The sequence below is a fragment of the Streptomyces zaehneri genome (genome assembly GCF_032248645.1).
GTDB classification, from domain to species: Bacteria; Actinomycetota; Actinomycetes; order Streptomycetales; family Streptomycetaceae; genus Streptomyces; species Streptomyces coriariae.
Map to the genome: position 1 here is coordinate 64,410 of NZ_JASTTJ010000014.1, position 20,566 is coordinate 84,975.

The window sequence follows — 20,566 nt, forward strand, 5'->3', positions numbered from 1 at the left end:
GAGCCGGGGGCCGTCACCAGCACCCGGAGGTGGCCAGCGCGCGCAGCAGCTGGTCGGCCTCCTCGCGATCCGCGGCCGACAGCCGCTGCACGACCTCGGCCTCGGGGGCCGTCACCCGGGCGGCTGGTGGCACATCGAACAGTACGAGCGAACCGGCGCCGATCAACGCGTCGTCGCCGACGGTGACCGGACCGAGCACGATCGCGTTGGTGCCGAGCACCACCCGGTCGCCGACGGCCGGATGCCGGCGGGCACCGGGTTCGCGGCGCCCGTCCCGCCACCAGCCGACCGCGCCCAGCGTGACCTGATGGAAGATCGTGACATCGTCGCCGACCTCGGCCGTCTCCCCGATGACCACCGCGGCCCCGTGATCGATGAACACGCGCCGGCCCAGCGTCGCGCCCGGATGGATTTCGATGCCGCCGGTCACCGCGCGGGCCAGGTAGGACAGGATCCGGGCGAGCTGACGGTGCCCACGGATGTACAGGGCATGTGCGAGCCGGTGGGTCCACAGCGCGGGCAGCGCGGGGTGGAGCAGTGCCTCCGCGCGGGTGCGGATCGACGGGTCCCGCGCGACGATCACGGTGAGGTCTTCCCTCGCCCTGCTGATCACCCTACGCATACGATCCTCCGTAATGGCATGTCCTGGTTTTCCTGTGTTGTCGTCGAATTCGACGGCCGGACTCAGTAGTTCGGGGATTTGACCAGGCGGCCGGTGCCTTCGACGATCTCCGGTATGTACACCCGCTCGGTCCAGACGTCCTGGGCCACCGGTTCGAGGGCGATCGACACGGCGCCTTCGTCGACCGAGAACGCGGTGCGGACCGCGCTGGTGATCGCGTCGACGAGGACGGAGATCTGGTCGGCTTCGAGGTTGTTCGGGAAATGCTTGATGCTGACGTGAGGCACTCCGATGGCCTTTCTGGGGAGTCGTGCGGCCTGAATGGCGGTGATGAGTTCGGTGATTCCGTTCGTGCGCAGCAGTTCGTAGTGATCAGCCCTGAGTCGGCTGGCCCTGAGGGGTGAACTCGACAGGGTGTGGCCGGAATCGATGAAGGAGTCCTGGTCGCCGTCGGCCCGCAATACCGTGATCGGTGCCGCGATGGTGCGCTCGGCCAGTTCGTGAGGGGCGTACTCGAAGAGAAAGGTCTGCCGCACCACGCCGACGATCCTGCGCACCAGTTCCCGCTCCAGGTGCTCGAACCGGCCGCAGACGAATGCGATGAAGGAGTCTTCGTCGTGGGTTGCGGCCAGGCACGCGTCGACCGCCGACCGCTCGAGGTTTCCGGCGAACACCGAATAGAGAATCGCGACGAAGGTGTTGTCGGCGAAGCTGACCGCCGCCTCGGTGGGCGTCTCGGCGCGGGTTTCCACGGGCGGCTTGCCCGGTGCGATCAGGATGACCTCGTCGACCCGCTCACCGGCGCGTTCCAGTTGGCGGGCCGTCTCGAACGCGACCCGGGCCCCGAAGGAGTAGCCCCACAGGGTGTACGGGCCGGCCGGCTGGACCTCCCGGATGAGTTCGATGTCCTTGGCGACCATCTCGTCGAACGTCGGGTACGCGATCTCGCCCGCGTTGACGCCGTAGGCCTGGATTCCGAGGAACGGCCGGTCCAGTTCCAGCCTGCCGGCCAGCAGCCGCAGGCTCATCGGGTAGCCACCCAGCCCGGGCCAGCAGAAGACCGGCCGTCTGCCGTCTCCGGCTCGCAGACGTACGAGCCTGGGCAGCGCGGTCGCGGGTTCACGGTCGACGCGTCTGGCCAGCTCGGCAATGGTCGGCGCGTCGAACAGCACCTGGAGCGGCAGGGAACTGCCGAGCTCCCGGTTGATCCGGCCGACCAGGTTGACCGCGGTCAGCGAGTGGCCCCCGGCGGCGAAGAAGTCGTCCCGGATCGAGACCCGGTCCTGTCTGAGCACCTTGCGCCACAGCGCGGCGATGGCCTCCTCGGTGGGAGTACGCGGGGGGACGACCGGCGCCTCGGTGTCCTCCATGGCGGCCTTGTCCAGCTCGCGCAGGGCCTGGTGGTCGATCTTGCCGTTCGGGGTGAGCGGGAAGGAGTCCAGCACGGTGACCCGGTTGGGCACCATGTACGCAGGCAGGGACTCGGCCAGGTTGTCCTTGACGATCTCGGCCGGCCCCCGCATGTGGACGGAGTCCTCCTTCATGCCCTCGCTGAGCCGCTGCTCGGCACTGATACGGCCGCCGACGGCGAAGTAGGACGCGGCGTCCGGGCCGAGGCCGACGAGGTTCGCGATGCGCCGGGCGGACGGCAGGGGGTTGCCGGTCTCCGAGCTGTAGCCGGAGGACATCAGCCCCAGGTCGAGGTCGTTCATCTGGAGGCGCTGCAGTTCCCGGCCGAGGTCGGCGTAGCGCTGCCAGGGTTCGGACGCGCGGCCGATCACGCTGATCCCGAAACTCGCGCGGTCGTAGACCTCCTGGTTGATGGCGATGACGTCCTGCTTGCGGATCAGGTGGTCGGACACGCGCACCAGTTCGGCGCCGTCGTACCGGTACTGACCGCGGTCCAGATCGGCGATCCGGTCGGGATGGGCCTGCACATAGAGGTCGACCGGGCTGTCGACGGCCGGGGCGGCGGCCGTCTCCACCTCGTACGTGCCCAGGTAGTGGTCCTCGTCCGGGCAGCGCAGGAGATCCTTGACCTCGGACTCCCCCGGGCGGGCGTTGATGCGCAGCCCGTACCCGGGGAGGACCTGGTCGAACAGGCCGACCATGTGGCCTGCTTCGAAGTGGAGAACTTCCTGGATGTTGTTGCGGTACACGGGCTCGATGGCCGACCGGCGCCCGATGAAGTGGACGCGCAGCCTCGGGGCGCCGACCGGAGCGGGGCTGATCAGCACGAGCCGGTGGTTGATCGGGTGGTGGTAGTAGTAGCCCGGTTCGAGACCCGCGATACCGGACAGCTCCAGGTACAACTGCGTCGCGTACAACGAGCCGGGAGAGGCGTACCCGTATTTGGGAAGCAGCCGTTCGCTGCTGGGGAACTGTCCGAAATAGCGCAGCAGGGAGCCGAGTTCGGACAGCGTCAGGGTGTCCGGGTCCCGGGGGGCGGCCGGTTGTCGCGTCGGGTGGGCGAGCAGGGCCATGATGTCGGCCCGTTCGACCTCGCCGCCTTCGTAGAAGCGGTACGTCTTGCGGGCGAACACCGTGCGCCGCTGCCGGGCCGTCGCCGAGCGTCCGGGCAGCTCGACGACGGCCGCTCCGTCTTCCTGGCGCACACCCAGATTCGCCAGCTGCGCCTTGAGTTGCAGCCTGCTCTGCTTCGACTGGTGATGGGTACCGTGGTTGCCCTGGTCCATCAGCGCGGCCCGGTGGGGGTCGAGCTCGATGAAGGCGATGAGATTGGCGCCGACTCTGGCGTCGTCGCGGACCAGGACGGCGGCGCGCTTGACCCAGTCGTGCTTCTCGATGGACACCTTGATCTCGTCCAGCTCGACCCGAAAGCCCCGTAGCTTGACCTGGCTGTCGGTACGGCCGAGGAACTGCACCGTGCCGTCGTCGTTCCACCTGGCCAGGTCGCCGGTGCGGTACAGCCGGGCGGATTCGGGATCGGTGGAGAACGGGTTGGTGATGAAGCGTTCGGCGGTCAGCTCGGGGTTGTTCAGGTACCCGCGGGCCAGTTGGCGGCCGGCGATGTGGAGTTCGCCCGACTCACCACGTGCCACAGGCCGGCGGGCGGCGTCGAGGATGTGGAAGCTCATGCCCCGGACCGGTCGGCCGATGGAGATGTGGTCGGGACCGTGCTGGACGGTGCCGCGGTCCACGGTGTGGGCCGACGCGTTGATCGTGCACTCGCTCGGTCCGTACAGGTTGACCAAGCCCAAGTCCGGTAACGCGTCTAGCAGTTCGATCGCCAGGTTCCTGGTGAGCGACTCACCGCCGCTGAAGACATGGGTGAGCGAGGTGCAGTCGGACAGCCGTCCGGTGTCGACGAGCCCCTGCAACAGCGTCGGCACCCCCTGAAGGGTGGTCACCCGGTACGCCACGATCAGGTCGATGAGCCCGGCGGGGTCGGCGTAGAGGCCTGGTCCGCTCATCACCACGCTGCTGCCGCAGGCCGGTGCCAGGATCTCCCACTGGGCCGCGTCGAAGCTCAGGGGCGTCTTCTGCAGCACCGTCCTGCGCTCGTCCAGTCCCTGCTCGTCGGCCAGCCAGCGCATCTGGCTGACGATGCTGTGGTGCTCGATGCCGATGCCCTTCGGGTTGCCCGTGCTCCCCGAGGTGTAGATCACGTACGCGAGGCTGTGGCCCTGTGCGGGCGAGGGGGCGGGCGGAGCGGCGGAATCGGCGTCCGGGGGGGCCTGGGTCTGCGCGACGGTGACGATCCTCGTTCCCGGTGGCGTGATCGCGGCCAGTCGGGACGCCAAGGACTCGTCGACCAGGATGACCTCGGTCCCCGAGTCCGCGATCACGTAGCGGACACGTTCATCCGGGTATTCCGGCGACAGCGGCAGATAGGCGGCGCCTGCGTGCAGGACGCCCCAGACACTCGCCATGAGGTCGACGGACGGCTCCATGAAGATGCCGACAGGCTCGTTCACCACACCGAGCCGCCGGAGGTAGCCGGCCGTGTTCCCGCTGCGCTCACTGAGTTGCCGAAAGGTCAGCCGCTCCGTGCCACAGGAGACGGCAGTCCGGTCGGGCTGGGCGACGGTGACCGCGCCCAGCATGTCTGACAGGGACAATTCCTCGGACCCCGTTAGTTTCGCCATCATCCTTCGAACCTAGAGTTCGTCAATTTTGAGTCGACGCGCGTAACACGCTCGCGAAATCAGGCATGCGAGAAGCACGAGCGCCGATGGGCTTCGCCTTGGATGGAAGCAGTCGAAATCACGTGACGTTTACATGATCGGCCGGAGGAAGACCCTGCCGTGACCATAGGGCGCCAGGGCGGCGCTCAGCGCCTCTCGGTACATCGCCCACAGAGGCGCCGCGTTCGCTCAAGGGGTCGTGCAGACATGCCTTTTACGCCTCCCCCACACAATTTTCATGCCCGTCACGATCTTGCGCCTTCCCCCCGGAGGGCGCTGCGCAGGCCAAAACAAGTCAGTCATCTCCGCAAGCAATCGGAAGGTACACGATGCACATGACCGACGCGAGATCGAGAAACGAACGCGCTCATCCCTTTTGGGGCGATTGCCGCCGCCACTCTCGGCCAGGTCAGGATGGCCGAAGTGTTGCGGGGTGCAAAGCGAGGGAGGTTGCTCCAGTTGTTCGCCGTCGGCGCGACGCGGCAGGCCTGCGGCCGGTGTCGCAGGGGCCTGATTCATGACAGCCGATGCGAGTCGGCCGACCACGCCTCATAGGAACGTTTTCTGGCCGTCTGCTGGAGCGAATGCCTCATGCAGCAGGTTCCGCGTTGCGGCCGACCGATGAAGTCGGGGCCTTAAAGAAGCGTTCACGGACTTGCAACGGAGGGCGCCACCGGAGCAGTTGGTACCGCTTCGGTGGCGCCCTCCCGGCGACGCGGCGTCCGAGGCCGGCGAACCGACCAGCGCGACGCCGACGTCCAGCAGGAATCTCTGGGCAGCACCAGCGAGGCAGGCTCCGCGTTTCGCTGAGCGTCGCCGGGGTCGGGGCTCCTTGCGGGAGGCAGGGGTTCCGCTCGCGGTAGCGGGCGGCTGACGCCTGCCAGCGCGTCAGTCGCGGGCACCTGCCGCTTCGGACGCGTTCGACGCGCCGGGCACGGACCCGACTGCTCGTCGGCCGCCGTCACCGAGCGGGTTCACGGATTGCCGGCGGCGGGCCAGGGACTCCTTCGCGGCCTCCCGCGCGTGGCGCCGGCGCCAGTAGGGGTTGTCGTGCGACAGCTTGCTGGAGACCCGGCCGTACATGCCGAAGGTGAGGATGACCAGTCCCATGACGAAGCTGAACATCACGTTGCTCATCCCGAAGTCGAGCACGTTGGCCGGCCGGTCCAGGACGAAGACATGAACGAAGCCGCTCAGCAGGAACAGCGTGCCCACCGTCATGTTGAGCGTCGACGCGAAGTTGCCTCCGACGATGCCCCCGCCGATGAGAACCAGCCCGACGACCACGGAGATCAGGCTCAGGACGCCGTTGGTCGACATGCCTGCGAGATGCTGCCCCTCCGTGTCGAACGGACTCAGCCGGTCGGCGAATCCCAGGACGCCGAAGACCAGCAGGACCAGGCCGCAGAACGCGGCGCCGTAGCGGTAGACCGTGGCAAGCTTGTGGTCGACGGGCAATTCGTCGCTCAACTTCATGGCGGATCCTTTCCGGAACCGGGGACTCTTCATCCCCCTGTCGGGCTGCGCCATTCCGCAGTCGCACTGACCCGTCTTCTCCTCCGCGGACGTCGGTGGTTGCACTCCGGACGGGTGACTTCGCGAAGCCTGCCTCTGTCGACCGCAGCGGCGGCGGAGCGACCGATGCGACAACTTGCATCGTCTCTGCATCGCTTGTTCCGGCGGCCGGCCGGAGCGAGCGGCGCAGGCATGTCGCGCAGAGTCGCCGTGCTGAGCCTCGAACCGGCGTCCTGTTGCAGAGCGACCGGAGCCCGGCCACTCGTCCGTGCCCCCTCCGCGCATCCGTTCGGCCGCGTTCGGCAGAAGATCAGTCGACCGACGCGGGCGGCAGGTCCGCACCCGAGCGAAAGAGGCGGAACCCATGGCGAACGAGCACTTGTCGCGGTGCGGATGCCCGCCCTGGCTCCCGTCCGCGGCCGCCCTCGTCGCAGAGGCCGAACGACCGTGATTGCTCGCCCCGCGGCGAAGCCGGCCGGCACCGGCGTCACGACAGGTGCTCTGGCCCGCGTCCTGGGCGTCTCCCCGACCACTCTCCGCTCCTGGGACCGCCGCTACGGCCTGGGTCCCGCCGTGCGTGCGGACGGCCGTCAGCGCCGATGGTCCCCGCAGGACGTGGCCATGGTGAAGGAGATGTGCCGCCTCACCGCCACCGGTGTGCCCCCGGCCGAGGCGGCGCGGACCGCCATGGGACAAGCCCGGCGCGAACTCGACGAAGGGACGTCCCACGCCGACGCCACCTCGCCCGTTCCTCGTACCTGCGAGCCCTCACCAGGGCCCCGCAGCGGGACGACAGGCGCAAGTGCGTCCCGCTCCCCGAGCGCGCTCCCCCTCGGGTCCGCCCGGCAGGAGTGCCGCGGCCTGGCCCGATCAGCCGTCCGCCTCGACGCCTCGGCCGTCCACGAACAGCTCACGGCCGCTGTGCGCTTCTACGGACTCGTCACTGCCTGGGAGGAGGTCATGGCACCCACACTGCGCGCCGTCGGCCGCAAGTGGGAGTCATCCGGCGACCGCTACGTCGAAGTCGAGCACCTTCTGTCCTGGCACGTCTCCACCGTGCTGCACCACGCCTACGCCGCCTCCCAGCACATGCGGCACGGCCAGGACACCCCGCCCGTGCTCCTGGCCTGCCTGCCCGGCGAGCAGCACACCTTGCCGCTGGAGGCTCTCAACGCCGCACTGGCCGAACGAGGGGTGCCGACGCTGATGCTCAGCGGGGCCGTCCCCGGCGAGGCGCTGGACGGGGCCGTGCGACGGGTCGGTCCCGCCGCAGTCGCCCTCTGGGCCCAGTCGAGATCCACGGCCAGTTTTCCGCTGGCCCAGCACATCGCCTCGGCCCGGTGGGGAATCCGCGGCGCCCGGCGGCACAGCCCGGTCCTGGTGTGCGGTCCCGGCTGGGAGCGCGGCTCGTCCCGGGAACTGCTGCGCCCGACGGGACTGCGCGACGCGGTCCGTATCCTCGAATCGCTCCACGGCTCGGCCAGGCCGTGACGGTGGTCGCCCGCCGCGCCCGCCCGGGCCGCCATCGCGGTCCGGTTTCCGCCTGGGCACACGCTGAGCCGTCGCACGGCCCGGCGGGGCGGCAGCCCGGCGGGCCGTCGCCGGGAGCACCCGCCCGGTACCCAGCCTGTTCGAGGGAGGCGTCCTTGCGTCAGTACCGTCCTCACCGGGCCAGGCCCCGCAGGACAGCGGTGCGGCCCTGAGGGGAACAGTCCAGAGGGTTTGGCCACGGGAGTGGCTCCGAGGCCGCCCGCCGAGGGCTTCTCGGCCTCAGCCCGCGGCGCGGGGCGGGCCCCCGTCTCCACCGTCACCCTGCCGCTCTCGTACATGATCGGTACGGTGATAGCCGGAACGGTGAGAGGGGCGGCGCGACCGTGAGCGAGCAAGCGGGGATCGGGTCGGCGAAGGAGGCCGCGGATCACGAGTCGATCCTGGCGTTCGGACGGCTACAGGGGGCGGCCAACCGGCTGGAGTACATCCTCGGGCGCGCACTCGAGGAGGAGTGCGGTGTCAGCCATCTGATGTTCGAGGTGCTGCTGATCCTCGGGCGGGCCGGCGCGCCGGGCCTGTCGATGCGTGCCATAGCCCAGGAACAGGTCCTGACGACGGGCGGCGCCACCCGTCTGGTGGACCGCATGGAGGGCGCGGGTCTGGTCACGCGTGCGGATTCCCCCGACGACCGGCGCGCGAAGCTGGTACGGCTCACCTCGCTGGGCGAGGAGACGACGGTTCGCGCCGCACGCGTGCACGTGGAGAACATCGAGCGGTATTTCATGGAGCCGCTTCCGGCGGAGGACCGTCGGCGGTTCGCCGAGGACCTTCGCCTCCTCAGTCACTCGGCCCGGGACGTGTTGCCCCGCCTGCCCTGACCTGCAAAGCAGGCTCACCGCGGGGCGCTGGGGGCACGAGATGCACTCTTCCCGCGTGACGCGAAGCACAATCATGCCGAAATATCTGACTGGTCAGTTACTGTTTCCTCAGGTGAATCGTCCGCACGAGGCGGGCGCCACACCCTGGCGAGGTCGTCGATGAAGCTGGTCCACGTTTTCGATGCCTGCTGCGGTTGGCCGCACGGTTTCGCCGGAACGTTGCGTGAGGTCGCCTCCCGCCACCCCGAAGTGCAGGTGGAGGTCGTCTCCGGCAGCCTCTTCCTGGAGGACGGCGGGTGCCGATGAGGATGTCCGGCCACATCGAGGAGGCCAACGGCGTCATCGGCAGGCCGCCCGGTACCGAGTCCGCAGAGGGCTGCCGGCGGCTCGTCGCGGCACGACGCACGGCTCGCACGTCCTGAATCTCCGCCCGCAATCCCGCCCCAGGAGCACTCATGAGCACGCTGTCCTTCAAGGTCCTCGACCTCGACTTCCCCGCCGGCATCAAGAACAAGACCGCCACCCTCGTCACCGGCGAGAGCCAGGCGCTGCTCGTCGACGCGGGCTTCACCCGCGCCGACGGCCACCGACTGGCCGCCGAGGTACTCGACTCCGGCAAGAAGCTGACCACCGTCTTCATCAGCCACGGCGACCCCGACTTCTACTTCGGCGCCGAGGTCCTCTCCGACACCTTCCCCGACGCCAGGTTCGTCGCCACCGACCACGTCATCGAGCACATCCAGCACTCCTACGAAGGCAAGCTCAAGGCATGGGAGTCGCTCGGGGCGAACCTGCCCACCCGCCTCGTCGACATCGAGCCGCTGACCGAAGACATCACCCTCGAAGGCCACCGCTTCCACCTCAGGGGCGGCGGAGCGGAACTGCCCGACCGCCACTACCTGTGGCAGGCCGAGCACCGTGCCCTTCTCGGCGGCGTCCTGCTGTTCCAGCAGGAGCACGTATGGGTCGCCGACACCGCCAGGCCCGAGCAGCGGGCCGCGTGGATCGGCCTGCTGGACGACATGGCCACCCTCGATCCGCAACTGGTCGTCCCCGGTCACCGTCTGCCGGGCACGCCGGCCGACGCGTCCGCCATCACGGCCACGCGTGACTACCTGACCGCCTTCGAAGAGGAGCTGGGCAAGGCCGCCGACGCGGCCGCGCTGACCGACGCTCTCGTCCGGCGCCACCCCGACCACGGCATGCTGATCGCCGCACAGATCGGTGCGAAGGTCGCCAAGGGCGAGATGGCATGGGGCTGACGGCCATGACCACGCCGAACAACACCGAATTCGCCAACTCCGACGCCCCCGCCGACATCGTCCGCCGGCAGTACCTGGCCTCGGCGGCAGGCGATCTGGCGGCCCTGCGCGCCACCCTCGCCCCGGACGTGGAGTGGACCGAGATGGCCGGCTTCCCGCTGGCCGGCACGTACCGTACCCCCGAGGGCGTCACCTCCGGGGTCATGGAGAAGCTCGCCCAGGAATGGGACGAGTGGATCGCGCACGACGACACCTACGTGGCCGACGGCGAGAACGTCGTCGTCCTCGCCCGCTACACGGCCGCGAACAAGGCGACCGGAAAGCGACTCGCCGTCCGCGTCGCCCACCACTTCGTCGTTCGTGGCGGCAGGATCGTCCGCTTCGAGCAGTTCGTCGACACCGCGCTCGTCCGCGACGCGATGACCGCTTGAGCCGCTCCGGAGTTCCCGTGCCGTGACCCATGGCACGGGACGTGCGCGGAAGTGCATGCCCTCACGCCGCGGCGTGAGGGCATCCGGCGTACCCGAGGACCCGGAGATCGTGAAGTGGCTCAGCGCGCGGCGGCTGGACGGCTGAACCGGAGCGCCCGCGAGACCAGCGGCCCGGCGCCAGCGCCGCAGCACGGCCTCGCGCCGGTTCCTGGCCCACCGGCTCCGCCGGTGGCCGCCCCCGGCGCCCATCGATCAGCATGTCGGCGACCGTGTGCCCTCCACGCCGCGGGCATTGTCCAGACCGCCCGGTGATCCGAACGAGATCGCTCAGTAGCTGTCGTAGCCGGGCTTGCCGCTCGGCCGGTAGACGCCGACGACGGTGCCGCCCTTCGTCGTCGAGACGCTGACCGGCTCCAGCGCCGTGGGGATCGCTCCGTCGGCGAACAGCCGCTTGCCGGTGCCGATGATCACCGGATGGACGGTCAGCCGGTACTCGTCGACGAGGCCGTGCCGCATGAGGGTCTGGGCGAGGTCTCCGCTGCCGACGACGTTGACGTTGCCGCCGTCGGACGCCTTCAGCTCGCGTACGGCATCGACGACGTCGCCCTCCAGCAGCGTGGAGTTCTGCCACTCGACGGAGGTCAGAGTCCGGGACGCCACGTACTTGTGCATGCCGTTCATCCGATGGGTGAACGGGTTGCCGGGATCGGCGCTCGGCCAGTACGACGCGAAGATCTCGTACGTCTTGCGGCCGAGCAGCATCGCGTCGGCGTGCTCGTACCAACCGGCGATGGCCGCGCCGACCTCGTCGTCGGTCACCGGCTTCTGCCAGCCGCCGTGCTCGAAGCCGCTCTCAGCGTCCTCGTCCGGGCCGCCCGGCGCCTGCATGACGCCGTCCAGCGTCAGGAACGTGCAAACGATGATCTTGCGCATGGTGCGCTCCCTTCGTCGACAGGTAGACGGCACCACCGCCAAGAACTCATCGGCGGCACATCCGAGGCACAGCGCAGTGCTGGATCAGGCAAGGTTCGCCCTGTCGCCGACGGCACGGGGGCGTCGGACGTAGGTGTGGCGGATTCGCCGGATGATCCGGCGGCGGCGGATCACGCTGCCCTGGTCTTCGTGGTCGGCGTGGTCCGGCCCAGGCCCCAGCCGCGCCAGGCCCTCTTCGGTCAGACGGTCGAGTCGGGCATGATCTCCCGGACCTCTTGCGCACAGCGGCACGCGGCAGTGGATCCGGTGCTCGTACGAGCGTGCGACGACGTCCCGCGGTCCCCGTCCGGCGCCGGGTCGGCCGGTCCCGCCGGGTCGGCCGGTCCGGGCAGCCCGCTGGAACCGGCTACCGGGATCGGGCATCCGGGGGCCGGCTCGCTTTCGCCGAGGAAGCCGCCCGACTGGTGCTGCCACAGCTTGGCGTAGGCACCGTTCGATGTGAGCAGCTCCTCGTGGGTGCCCTGCTCGACGACGCTTCCGCGGTCGAGGACGACGAGACGGTCCATACCGGCGACGGTGCTCAGACGGTGTGCGACCACGAGGGCCGTACGTCCGTCCATCAACCGCCACAGGGCGTCCTGGACGAGGAGTTCGCTCTCCGAGTCCAGTGCGCTGGTGGCCTCATCGAGCAGCAGGATCGGGGCGTCGCGCAGGATGGCCCTGGCGAGGGCGACGCGCTGACGCTGACCGCCCGAGAGTTTCACTCCCCGCTCCCCCACCAGAGTGCCGAAGCCGTCGGGAAGTTGGTCGGCGAACTCCGTGACGTGCGCGGCCGCGGCCGCGGCGTGGATCTCCTTGTCGGTGGCGCTGGGCCGGGCGAAGGCGATGTTGTCGCGCAGGCTGCGGTGGAACATGGCGGGTTCCTGCGGGACGTAGGCGATGAGTGAGCGCAGGTCGGACTGGCGCAACCCGCTGATGTCCTGACCACCGATCAGGATGCGTCCGTCGCCGATGTCCGACATGCGCAACAGAAGCCGGGTGAGTGTGGTCTTGCCTCCGCCGGACCTGCCGACCAGACCGATCCGTGCGCCTGGGGGCACGTCGAGGTCGAGCGCCTGGAAAATCGGCTTCGCGCCGGCATGGGCGAAGGTCACCCCCTCGAAGCGGATGCCCGTGTCCCGCAGTGCGAGCGGCTCGGGTTCCGTCGGGTCGAGCACGGTGGGCGGATCCAGCAACAGCTCCGTGAACTGCGCGGCTTCGGTCATCGAGCTCTCCAGACGCCGATAGATCTGGTTGAACTCGAACATGATCTGGGTGGCGTTGGAGTAGTAGGTGAAGGCGACGACGACCTCCTCCACCCCCTGGCCCGGACCGCCGAAGGCGATGGCGACCAACAGGCCCAGCACGTTGGTCAGTACGGACATGGGAGCGATCAGGGTGTCGACGCGCAGATTGCCGTAGTCCCACGACCGCAGCGTCAGGCGCCGGGAGTCCGCGACACGGCTGCGGTGTTCGTCGGCCTCCCGCCGCTCGGCCGCGAACGCCCGGATGGTCTCCATGTTCATGAGGCTGTCGGCGACGTGACCGGAAACCCTGGCGAACGCCGCCTCACGCTCGTTGACGAGCCTCTGCCGACGACGGATCAGAGGCGTAGCGGCCAGCACCGTCAGCGCGATCATCACCAGAAGGCCGACGACGAGCATCGGTTCGTAGCTCCACAACACCACGGCGCCGAACACCAGAGGGACGAGACTGCCCACGATCCGGTACGTCACCGTGTCCACGAAGTCCTCGAAGCGCTTGCCGAAGCTCAGCACCCGTTTGGTCAGCGATCCGGCGAAGTTGTCATGGAAGAATGCCGCGTCCTTGGCGAGAAGTTCCTCCATGCCGCTCACGTACAGGTGCTCCATGCCGAGGGCGTCCACACGGTTCAGGCAGTGTTGCCCAACCCGCCACACGGCCTCGGCGAGCAGCAGCGTCACGCCGAAGCCCAGCACGTACGGCAGCGCCGAGCTGAGGGTGAGACCGTCTTCGGCGGCCTGGCCTGCCAGCTTGGCGATCAGCAGGGGGGCGACGTAGCGGGTGCCGATGTTGCCCACGGCGGGCAGCGCCATCGCGGGCAGGGCCAGCCGTCGTAGTCGCAGCAGTTCCCGACCGTAGCGGCGCAGTGCCAGAACGACCGCGGTCCTGCCCGGCGTCGGCCCTCGCGTATCTGTGGTCCCCATCACACTCCCGGTGGTTCGGAAGTCGGAAGTGTCCCGTTCGAGGGGGTCCTCAGTCCAGGCATTTACCGCGGACCGGCGAGAACCGGACACCGCTGCGCTCAGTGTGCGCAGCGGACGTGTCCTTGCCGTAGCCGGTGCAGCCGCATCCCGTTCACTCGTACGGCTGACCCCCATGACGTCGGGGTCGTGCTGGTCGTCAACGACCGAGCGCTACCGGGAGGCGGTCGCCGCACTGCTGCTCGGCGAACGCATCGCGGACGAGCAGTTGTCGATGACGGGCTGGGTGGGTTTCAGACGGCTGCGGGCCGTTCGACGACGTGGTCGTTTTCAAAGTCGGCGCCGGGGCGGACGAGCGGATGCGGGGCCGCCGGGACATGCGGCTCAGAGTGGCTGTGCGGCGTGGCGCAGGAGGCGGGTCCATTCCCTGAGCAGGGCGTCGACGGTGTGCGGCAGGTAGAGGCCTTCGTCGAACACCGCGTCCAGGCCCGCGGTCCCCAGCGGGCTCGTCCACGGGGTGAGAGCGAGGGGGAACTGGATTGTGGGCGCCGGGACGTAGCGGGTCGTGGCGCGGGTGCCCGCGAAGTCGATCTCGCGTGTCTCCGTGTCGTCGAGTCCGAACGTCGTGGTCAGGAACGAACCCTTCGGCAGGACGGAGGCCAGCTCGCCGAGGGAGATCTGCCGGTGGGACAGCGCCGTGGCCATGGCGGCGTGCACGGCGGTCACCGTGTCCGAGAGCCCGGCCGCCGGTCGCAGCAGGATCGGCAGGAGACCCAAGTGACAGCCCACGGCGGGAGAGGCGCCTGGGACGCGGCGCGTCGTGACGACGCCGGTGAGGAACTCCTCGGGCGCTCCGACTGCGTGCGCAGCGTGTGCGAAGGCGCCGATGATCCTCGCGAACCGGGTGACCGTGCCGCTCTCGGGTGCGCTCCGGTGCGGGCGCAGCACGTCGTACGGGAGCTCCAGGCGCCGGTGAACCGGCCGGCCGGAGGGAGAACCGCCCTCGCGCCGCAGCCAGGTCGTATGGGCCGCGGTGACACCCGCGAGGGCTGATCTCCAGTGCGCAAGTGTGGCGGCGTCCGCCGGGCCCGGACCGGGTGGCGCCGCGTCCGGGGCCTTGTCCGTCGCCTCTTCCCCGGCCTCGTCCGGGGTGCGGTACCAGTGGGCCAGATCGTCGATGACCGTGTGTATGCCCGCGGCGTCCACCGCGTGCTGGTGGAACGCGACCACCAGTCGGTCCCGGCTCGGGCCGCGTAGCAGGGCCACGCGGATCGGCAGGTCCGTTGCCACGTCGAACGGCCGGTCGGCGAAGGCTCGTTCACTCGTCAGTGCGCCGGTCCGCGTCTGCGCCCCGCCGACGACTTCGTACTCGAACGGGGTGAGCCAGTCCTGCGGACGGTGGACGAAGATGCGATCACGCTTGCGCTTCAGGAGTGAACGCAGTGCCGGGTGGCGGGCGATGGTGCGCCGCAGGGCGTGTCGCAGTCGTGCGCGGTCCAGCGTGCCGGCGACGTCGAGGGCGATCGTCACGTTGTACGCCGTCGGGTCGCCGAGCCGTCCGGCCAGCCAGATCTCGGACTGCACGGTCGACGCGGGGAGCAACGGCGTCGGTCCCTTCCCGGATGCACCGGCGGGCGCGGAGGGGACGGGTGGAACGGGCGTGACGGGCGTGACGGAGTGATTCGCCCCGTGCGGCGGCCGGTTCTCGTCGGGCTCCTCCCAACCGCCCGCCCGCAGCTGCCCGGCCAGGTCGGACACCGTCGCGCCGCCCAGCAGCAGGTCGATCGCGGGCGTGCTGCCGAACTCGGCCGCCAGTTCGGTCATCAGGGTCATCGCCTGAAGCGAGCTGCCGCCCAGGGAGAGCAGGGAATCCGCCGCGAGAACCCGATCCAGGCCCAGCACCGCGGCCAGGCGACCGGCGATCCGCGCCTCGTCAACGGGCAGTGCGGGCCCCGAGACCGACTGGGCGGCCGGGACTGCCCGGTCGACGGGGCGCTCGGCCAGGCTTCTGCGGTCGATCTTGCCCGTGCCGGTGCGGGGCAGCGCGTCGCACAGGACTATACGGCTGGGCACCACGGCCTCGGGCAGGCGTCGGGCGAGTGCGCCGCGCAGGGCGTCCGGGTCCACGGTGGTTCCGGGCGCCGGTACCACGAAGAGCGCCATGGTCCGCGTCCCGCCGGGCGTGTCCACGGCCACGGCGGCGACTTCGGCGAGGCTCGCGGCACGGCCGGCGAGGATCTCGATCTCGCCGGGCTCCACCCGGTGGCCGCTGATCTTCACCTGGTCGTCGATCCGACCGCGCAGGACCAGTTCGCCGCCCTCTATCCGGCCCAGATCACCGGTGCGGTAGCCCCAGCGTCCACCCAGCGCTTCGACCGGGCCGAAACCCGCCCCCGGCGCTGTGGACGCCGGCCCCAGATAGCCGAGCCCCACCGGCGCGCCGACGACGCTCACCTCGCCCTCGTCGCCCAGCGGTACGACGGCGCCCGCGGAGTCCAGCAGGGCGACGACGGTGTTGTCGAGGGCGACTCCGGCGGACGGCGTACGCGGCCAGCCGGCCGGATCCCCGGTGAGGATCGCCTCCGTGACCACATGGGTCTCCGTGGGTCCGTACTGGTTCGTGAGCCGGGCAGACCGCGCGCCGGCACTCAGGAGTCGCTCCAACGCGGCTGTCACATAGGGCTGTTCGCCGGCCGTGGAGATCTCGACGAGACGCGGCAGCGAGGCCCTCTTGTACTGCGCCCACTCGGCGAAGGGGCGCAGCGCCGCGAACGGCAGGTGGAGCCGCTGGACCTGCCCGTCCTCGCAGAACCGCAGGAGGTATTCGACGTCCGCCCGGCGGGACTCGTCGAGCACCAGCAGCTCACCGCCGGTGGTCAGAGTGCCGAGCACCTCCGTGAGAAACACGTCGAAGCTCACCCGGGAGAACTGGACCGTGCGGGCCCCCACGCCCACGCTCGCCGTACGACGCAGCCAGCAGACCAGATTCGACAGGGCACGGTAGGGAAGCCGGGCCCCCTTGGGCACGCCGGTCGATCCCGACGTGAACAGGACGTAGGCCGGATCGTCGGGGGCGGGGGGCGGTGCGGTGGCGGGGACCTCGTCCCCCGGTTCGGGACGGAGCAGATCGACGGCTTCGACGCCCTCGAACGGCGCATCCCCACAGACGAGTACGCAGGTCGCACCGGCGGCACGCAGGGCGGCCCGGGAACGTTCCAGCGGGTGGTGCACGTCGAGCGGCACATAGGTGGCGCCGAGCCGCAGGACGGCCAGCAGGGCACTCACCGCGTGGACGCCACGCTCCACGTACACCGCGACCGGCGTACCGGAGCGTACCCCTCGACGGTGCAGCAGGGCGGCCGACTTCTCTGCGGCAGCGTGCAGTTCGCGATAGGTGCAGGCCTCGTCGCCCTGCCGGACCGCCGTCCGCCCGGGATGGCGTTCGGCCTGCGCGCGAAAGAGTGCGTACACATCGTCCGGGACGGGGCTCACGCCTCCGGCGATGATCGAAAGAGCGGGCTGCGGCATAGACTTCCCTTTCGTTCCTTGCCGTCGGACGGCTTCCGGCACGAGGACACGCCACGGCGGGAAAGCTCTTCGAGCACGTCGGGGATCGCATGGCGGAGCGATGCCGGCCACCCGGGAGAGCAACGCCGGCCCACTCCCCCGAGGCGGCAGAGATGAATCCGCCGCCCCTGATCGCCTGTCACGCTTCTCAGTGCGTCGAGGAGGGCTCCCGAGCCTCCGGGGCGACTGCGCCGTCCCCGTCCTTCTCCGATCCCGGCGCGGACCGGCGGATCTGCGGCAGCGTGACCATCACGGCGGCGCTCGCCACGGTCCACACCACGCCGAACCAGAGCAACGGCGTGGCCCCGACCCGGTCCGCGGTCGGGGCCGCCCACCAGTAGCCCACGGTCATGGACAGCACGGTCGCCACACCGTCGTACGCGCTGACGCGGGACATCGCGTCGGACGGCACATCGGCCTGCAGGCTGCTCGTCCAGAGGATGTGCAGCAGCGCGAATCCCGCGCCGGACAGCAGCGAGCCCACGACCAGGACGTACACGGGCGCGCGCACGGCGAGGAGGCCGGCGAAGGCTCCCAGACCGAACGTGCAGAAGACTGACGCCAGCAGCGGCCTGCGGAAGCGCAACCGCATTCCCACGAATCCGCCGAGGAGTGAGCCGACTCCCTGCGCGGCCATGACGGTGCCCCACTGGGCGGCGCCGTTCTCCTTGCCGCCGACGAAGGCGATGCCCAGCACCATCACGGGCCCCAGTACGAAGGTGGACGCAAGCGACGTGTAGGCGAGCAGGGACCACAGCCAGGTGCGTGAGCTGAACTCCCGCCATCCGTGACGCAGTTGCTGAACGAAGCTTTCGTCCTCCCGGCCGGACTTCGTGGCGGACGACGAGGTGCGCACTCCGGCCAGGAACAGCGCGCTGGCCAGGAAGGTGGCCGCGTCGATGGCGATGACCCAGGCCGGCTCGGTCCAGGCAACCAGCGCGCCGGCGACGGCGGGTCCGAGCAGCGAGCCGATCGAATAGAAGGTGGAGCCGAGGGCGTTGGCCTCCTGGAGGCGTTTGCCGGAGACGACCTCCGGGACGAACCCGTGGAAGGCGGGGTGGAAGAACGCGGCTGCCACCGAGAGCGCCGCGGCGAATACGACGAAACCGCCCAGCGGCATGCCGACGGTCAACAGGACGACCACGACGGCGATTTCGATGGCCGCGCGCGCGAGGTCGCTCCCGATCATGGTGACCCGGCGGCCCCACCGGTCCGCCAGCACACCGCCCGCCAGCAGGAACACGATGAGGGGCGCGGTCTGCGCGCCCAGGACCAGGCCGACCCCGCTCGCCCCGCCGCCGTGCTCCAACACGGCGAAGGACAGCGCGATGGGCATCATGCTGCTGCCCAGGACCGAGGCGGCCTGCGCGCAGAACAGCCGTCGCAGGTTCCGCTCGCGCAGCAGGTCCAGAGGTAGTCGAGCCGCCAGACCGTTGGTCATCGCATGTCCCCCGTCGAGTCCGTTTCCGGACCTCGTGCGTGACTCACCCGTCCGCTCCTCTCTCGGCCTGCCCGGCGCGACCGCGCCACGCAACGCCCTGTGTATCCGAACGCGACGCCGGACAGAATATGTGAGTTCGATCGGGTGATCACCGGTCCTCGGGAATCTTCACACCACTGTCTTCCAGCCGTCCCCGGCAAGGCAGTTGGCGCGCCAAGGCCGAACCCCCGCAGCAGTCCCGTACGACCCGAGCGACCGAGGAGCCGGCCGACCGATGAATCGCCACGAAACCGAACTGGTCCCCGTCGAGTTCAACGCCGCCACCTGGGGCGCCGCCGACCTCACCTGGGGTCAGGATCAGGTGTGCCGGTGGATGGAGAGCTCCGCCCCGTACACGGAGCACATGAACCTCGACGTACTGATCGAGTGCGAGGCGCACACAAGGACGACGCTCGACGACGTCCGTGAGGCCCTCCGGGTGGTGATCGAGCGCCACGAGTCTCTGCGGACACGGCTCAACGTACACAAGGACGGCGGGTACCGGCAGTTCGTCTGCGCCAGCGGAAGGGTCCCTGTCCGGGTCCACCACTGCGCCACCCACCAGACGACCGGGGCGGTCCTGGAGGAGCTCCGGCGCCTTCCCTTCACCGTGTTCGAGTGGCCCCTGCGTATCGCGGTGGTCACCGTCTCCGGGGTCGTTCGCGGGGTGGCGTTATGTCTCTCCCATGTCGCGACCGACGGCTGGGGCGTCGAGGTGATCGCCGGTGACCTCAGGGAGCTCCTGGCGGCGGACCCCGGGGAACGTGCCGCCCTGTCCGCCCGGCCTCCCCGCCCCCTGCTGCAACCGAGGGAGCACGCCGCGGCGCAGCGCCTGGCCGGCGGCCGGAGCGAGGCCCGGGCCGAGGCGTTCTGGACCGCCCAGCTCTCGCGCTTCCCCAACGACCGTTTCCCCCTTCCTCTGCGGACTCCCGAGTCCCCCCGTTTCCCGAAGATCACGATGCGTTCCCGCGCGGCGGCGCGTGCGCTGACGGAGGCCGCCGCACGCCACGGCACGACCGTCAACGCGGTGCTGACCGGCGCCCTCGCGGTGCTGGTCAGCGCGATCAGCGGGCTGGAGGACGCCACGTTCCGGCTGTTCTGCGCCAACCGGACGTCCGCGGAGAGCCGCAACTCGGTCGGTACCTTCTTCCAGATCATCCCGGTGGCCCTCACGGTCGCGGATCTCCCGTTCCGGGACATCGCGCACGCGGCGTGGCAGGCGTCCCTGCGTGCCTACCGCGTCGGCGAGCGCGACCCGCGCCGGCTCGACGTGCTCACCGAATCGGTGGCGTCCGCCCGAGGCGTCGACCTCGATCTGGAGTGCTTTCTCAACATCCACGGATACGGCGGTCAGGGAGAGGGCAGGGCTCCGACGGCCCGGGACACGGCGCACACGATCACCTCCTTCGACGACGACGGTGGCTTCGAGGAGTGGGAGCCGGGCAAGTTCTACGTCGACGTGTGGCGCGTGTCGGAATGCCTCGAGGTCACGCTCTCCGCGGACACGGCACTGTTCTCCCGCGACCGGCTCACCGGCTTGCTCACCTGCCTGGAGGAAATCCTCCTGCGGGCCGCCGCGGACGACGCGCCCCGACCGAAGGACCTCGTCCGGGGCACCGGGGCGCTCTCCGGGCTGGGCCGACGCGAGGACCTGGTGCTCGTGGACGGCTGCTGGATCGATCCGGTCGAGGTACAGACACTGCTCACGCGGACGCTGTGCCCCCGCTCCGCCCAGGTCTTCGTCGAACCCGGCCCCACCGGCCGCCCGGGACTGACGGCGTACCTCGTACCCCGGCAGTCCCGGCAGCCACCTGGCCCGCGGGAGGTGCACCGACTTCTGCTGGCCGCCCTGCCCGGGCACAGATTCGTCATGACCCCGCACCGGTACGTCATCTGCGGGTCGGGTCCCGAGGCGCCGGCCACGGTGGAGGAGTGGCGCCGCTACGAGGTCCTCGCGCAGGGGCCGGGCCGGGAGTCCCTCGCCGGGCGCTCCCCGGACACGACCCGGGCCTGACGG

General features: G+C 70.0%; 12 protein-coding genes. 5 read left to right on the top strand and 7 right to left on the bottom strand.

Annotated elements, in window-relative coordinates; translation table 11 throughout:
* Positions 1-13 precede the first annotated feature (13 nt).
* From epsC to QQM72_RS23045, 3 genes are all read right to left on the bottom strand, one after another.
* A complete protein-coding gene (epsC, locus tag QQM72_RS23035) occupies positions 14-622 on the bottom strand; it encodes a serine O-acetyltransferase EpsC (RefSeq protein WP_314222754.1) in 609 nt (202 codons plus the stop codon).
* A gap of 62 nt (positions 623-684) precedes the next feature.
* A complete protein-coding gene (locus QQM72_RS23040) occupies positions 685-4,704 on the bottom strand; it encodes an amino acid adenylation domain-containing protein (protein WP_314222755.1) in 4,020 nt (1,339 codons plus the stop codon).
* 954 nt (positions 4,705-5,658) lie between these two features.
* Positions 5,659-6,246, bottom strand: a complete 588-nt coding sequence (locus QQM72_RS23045) for a DUF4383 domain-containing protein (RefSeq protein WP_314222756.1) — start codon at positions 6,244-6,246, stop codon at positions 5,659-5,661.
* A gap of 489 nt (positions 6,247-6,735) precedes the next feature.
* Here QQM72_RS23045 and QQM72_RS23050 point away from each other — a divergent pair, with 489 nt between their 5' ends.
* The 4 genes from QQM72_RS23050 to QQM72_RS23065 all read left to right on the top strand — a co-directional run bounded on the left by QQM72_RS23050 (position 6,736) and on the right by QQM72_RS23065 (position 10,347).
* Positions 6,736-7,776, top strand: coding sequence for a MerR family transcriptional regulator (locus tag QQM72_RS23050; protein WP_399078355.1), 1,041 nt, complete (start codon positions 6,736-6,738; stop codon positions 7,774-7,776).
* 383 nt (positions 7,777-8,159) lie between these two features.
* On the top strand, positions 8,160-8,654 hold the full coding sequence (locus QQM72_RS23055; protein ID WP_314222758.1) for a MarR family winged helix-turn-helix transcriptional regulator: 495 nt from the start codon (positions 8,160-8,162) through the stop codon (positions 8,652-8,654).
* 455 nt (positions 8,655-9,109) lie between these two features.
* Positions 9,110-9,916, top strand: a complete 807-nt coding sequence (locus tag QQM72_RS23060) for an MBL fold metallo-hydrolase (RefSeq protein WP_314222759.1) — start codon at positions 9,110-9,112, stop codon at positions 9,914-9,916.
* Positions 9,907-10,347: a nuclear transport factor 2 family protein gene (locus QQM72_RS23065; RefSeq protein WP_314222760.1), complete on the top strand. Its 441-nt coding sequence runs from the start codon at positions 9,907-9,909 to the stop codon at positions 10,345-10,347. Before QQM72_RS23060 ends, QQM72_RS23065 begins: the two co-directional genes overlap by 10 nt.
* Before the next feature lie 327 nt (positions 10,348-10,674).
* Here the strand turns inward: QQM72_RS23065 and QQM72_RS23070 are convergent, their stop codons facing one another.
* From QQM72_RS23070 to QQM72_RS23085, 4 genes are all read right to left on the bottom strand, one after another.
* The gene (locus QQM72_RS23070; RefSeq protein WP_314222761.1) at positions 10,675-11,280 is read right to left on the bottom strand and encodes a dihydrofolate reductase family protein; all 606 of its coding nucleotides are present in this window, start codon (positions 11,278-11,280) and stop codon (positions 10,675-10,677) included.
* Between the two features lie 239 nt (positions 11,281-11,519).
* Positions 11,520-13,505, bottom strand: a complete 1,986-nt coding sequence (locus tag QQM72_RS23075; protein ID WP_314222762.1) for an ABC transporter ATP-binding protein — start codon at positions 13,503-13,505, stop codon at positions 11,520-11,522.
* 381 nt (positions 13,506-13,886) lie between these two features.
* A complete protein-coding gene (locus tag QQM72_RS23080) occupies positions 13,887-17,030 on the bottom strand; it encodes an AMP-binding protein (RefSeq protein ID WP_314222763.1) in 3,144 nt (1,047 codons plus the stop codon).
* Positions 17,031-17,217: 187 nt separating this feature from the next.
* Positions 17,218-18,510 carry an MFS transporter gene (locus QQM72_RS23085; RefSeq protein WP_314222764.1) on the bottom strand — a complete coding sequence of 431 codons (1,293 nt, stop codon included), beginning with the start codon at positions 18,508-18,510 and terminating at the stop codon, positions 17,218-17,220.
* 274 nt (positions 18,511-18,784) lie between these two features.
* Between QQM72_RS23085 and QQM72_RS23090 the strand changes: the two genes are divergently transcribed.
* Complete coding sequence (locus tag QQM72_RS23090) at positions 18,785-20,563, top strand: condensation domain-containing protein (protein WP_314222765.1); 1,779 nt, start codon at positions 18,785-18,787, stop codon at positions 20,561-20,563.
* Positions 20,564-20,566 lie beyond the last annotated feature (3 nt).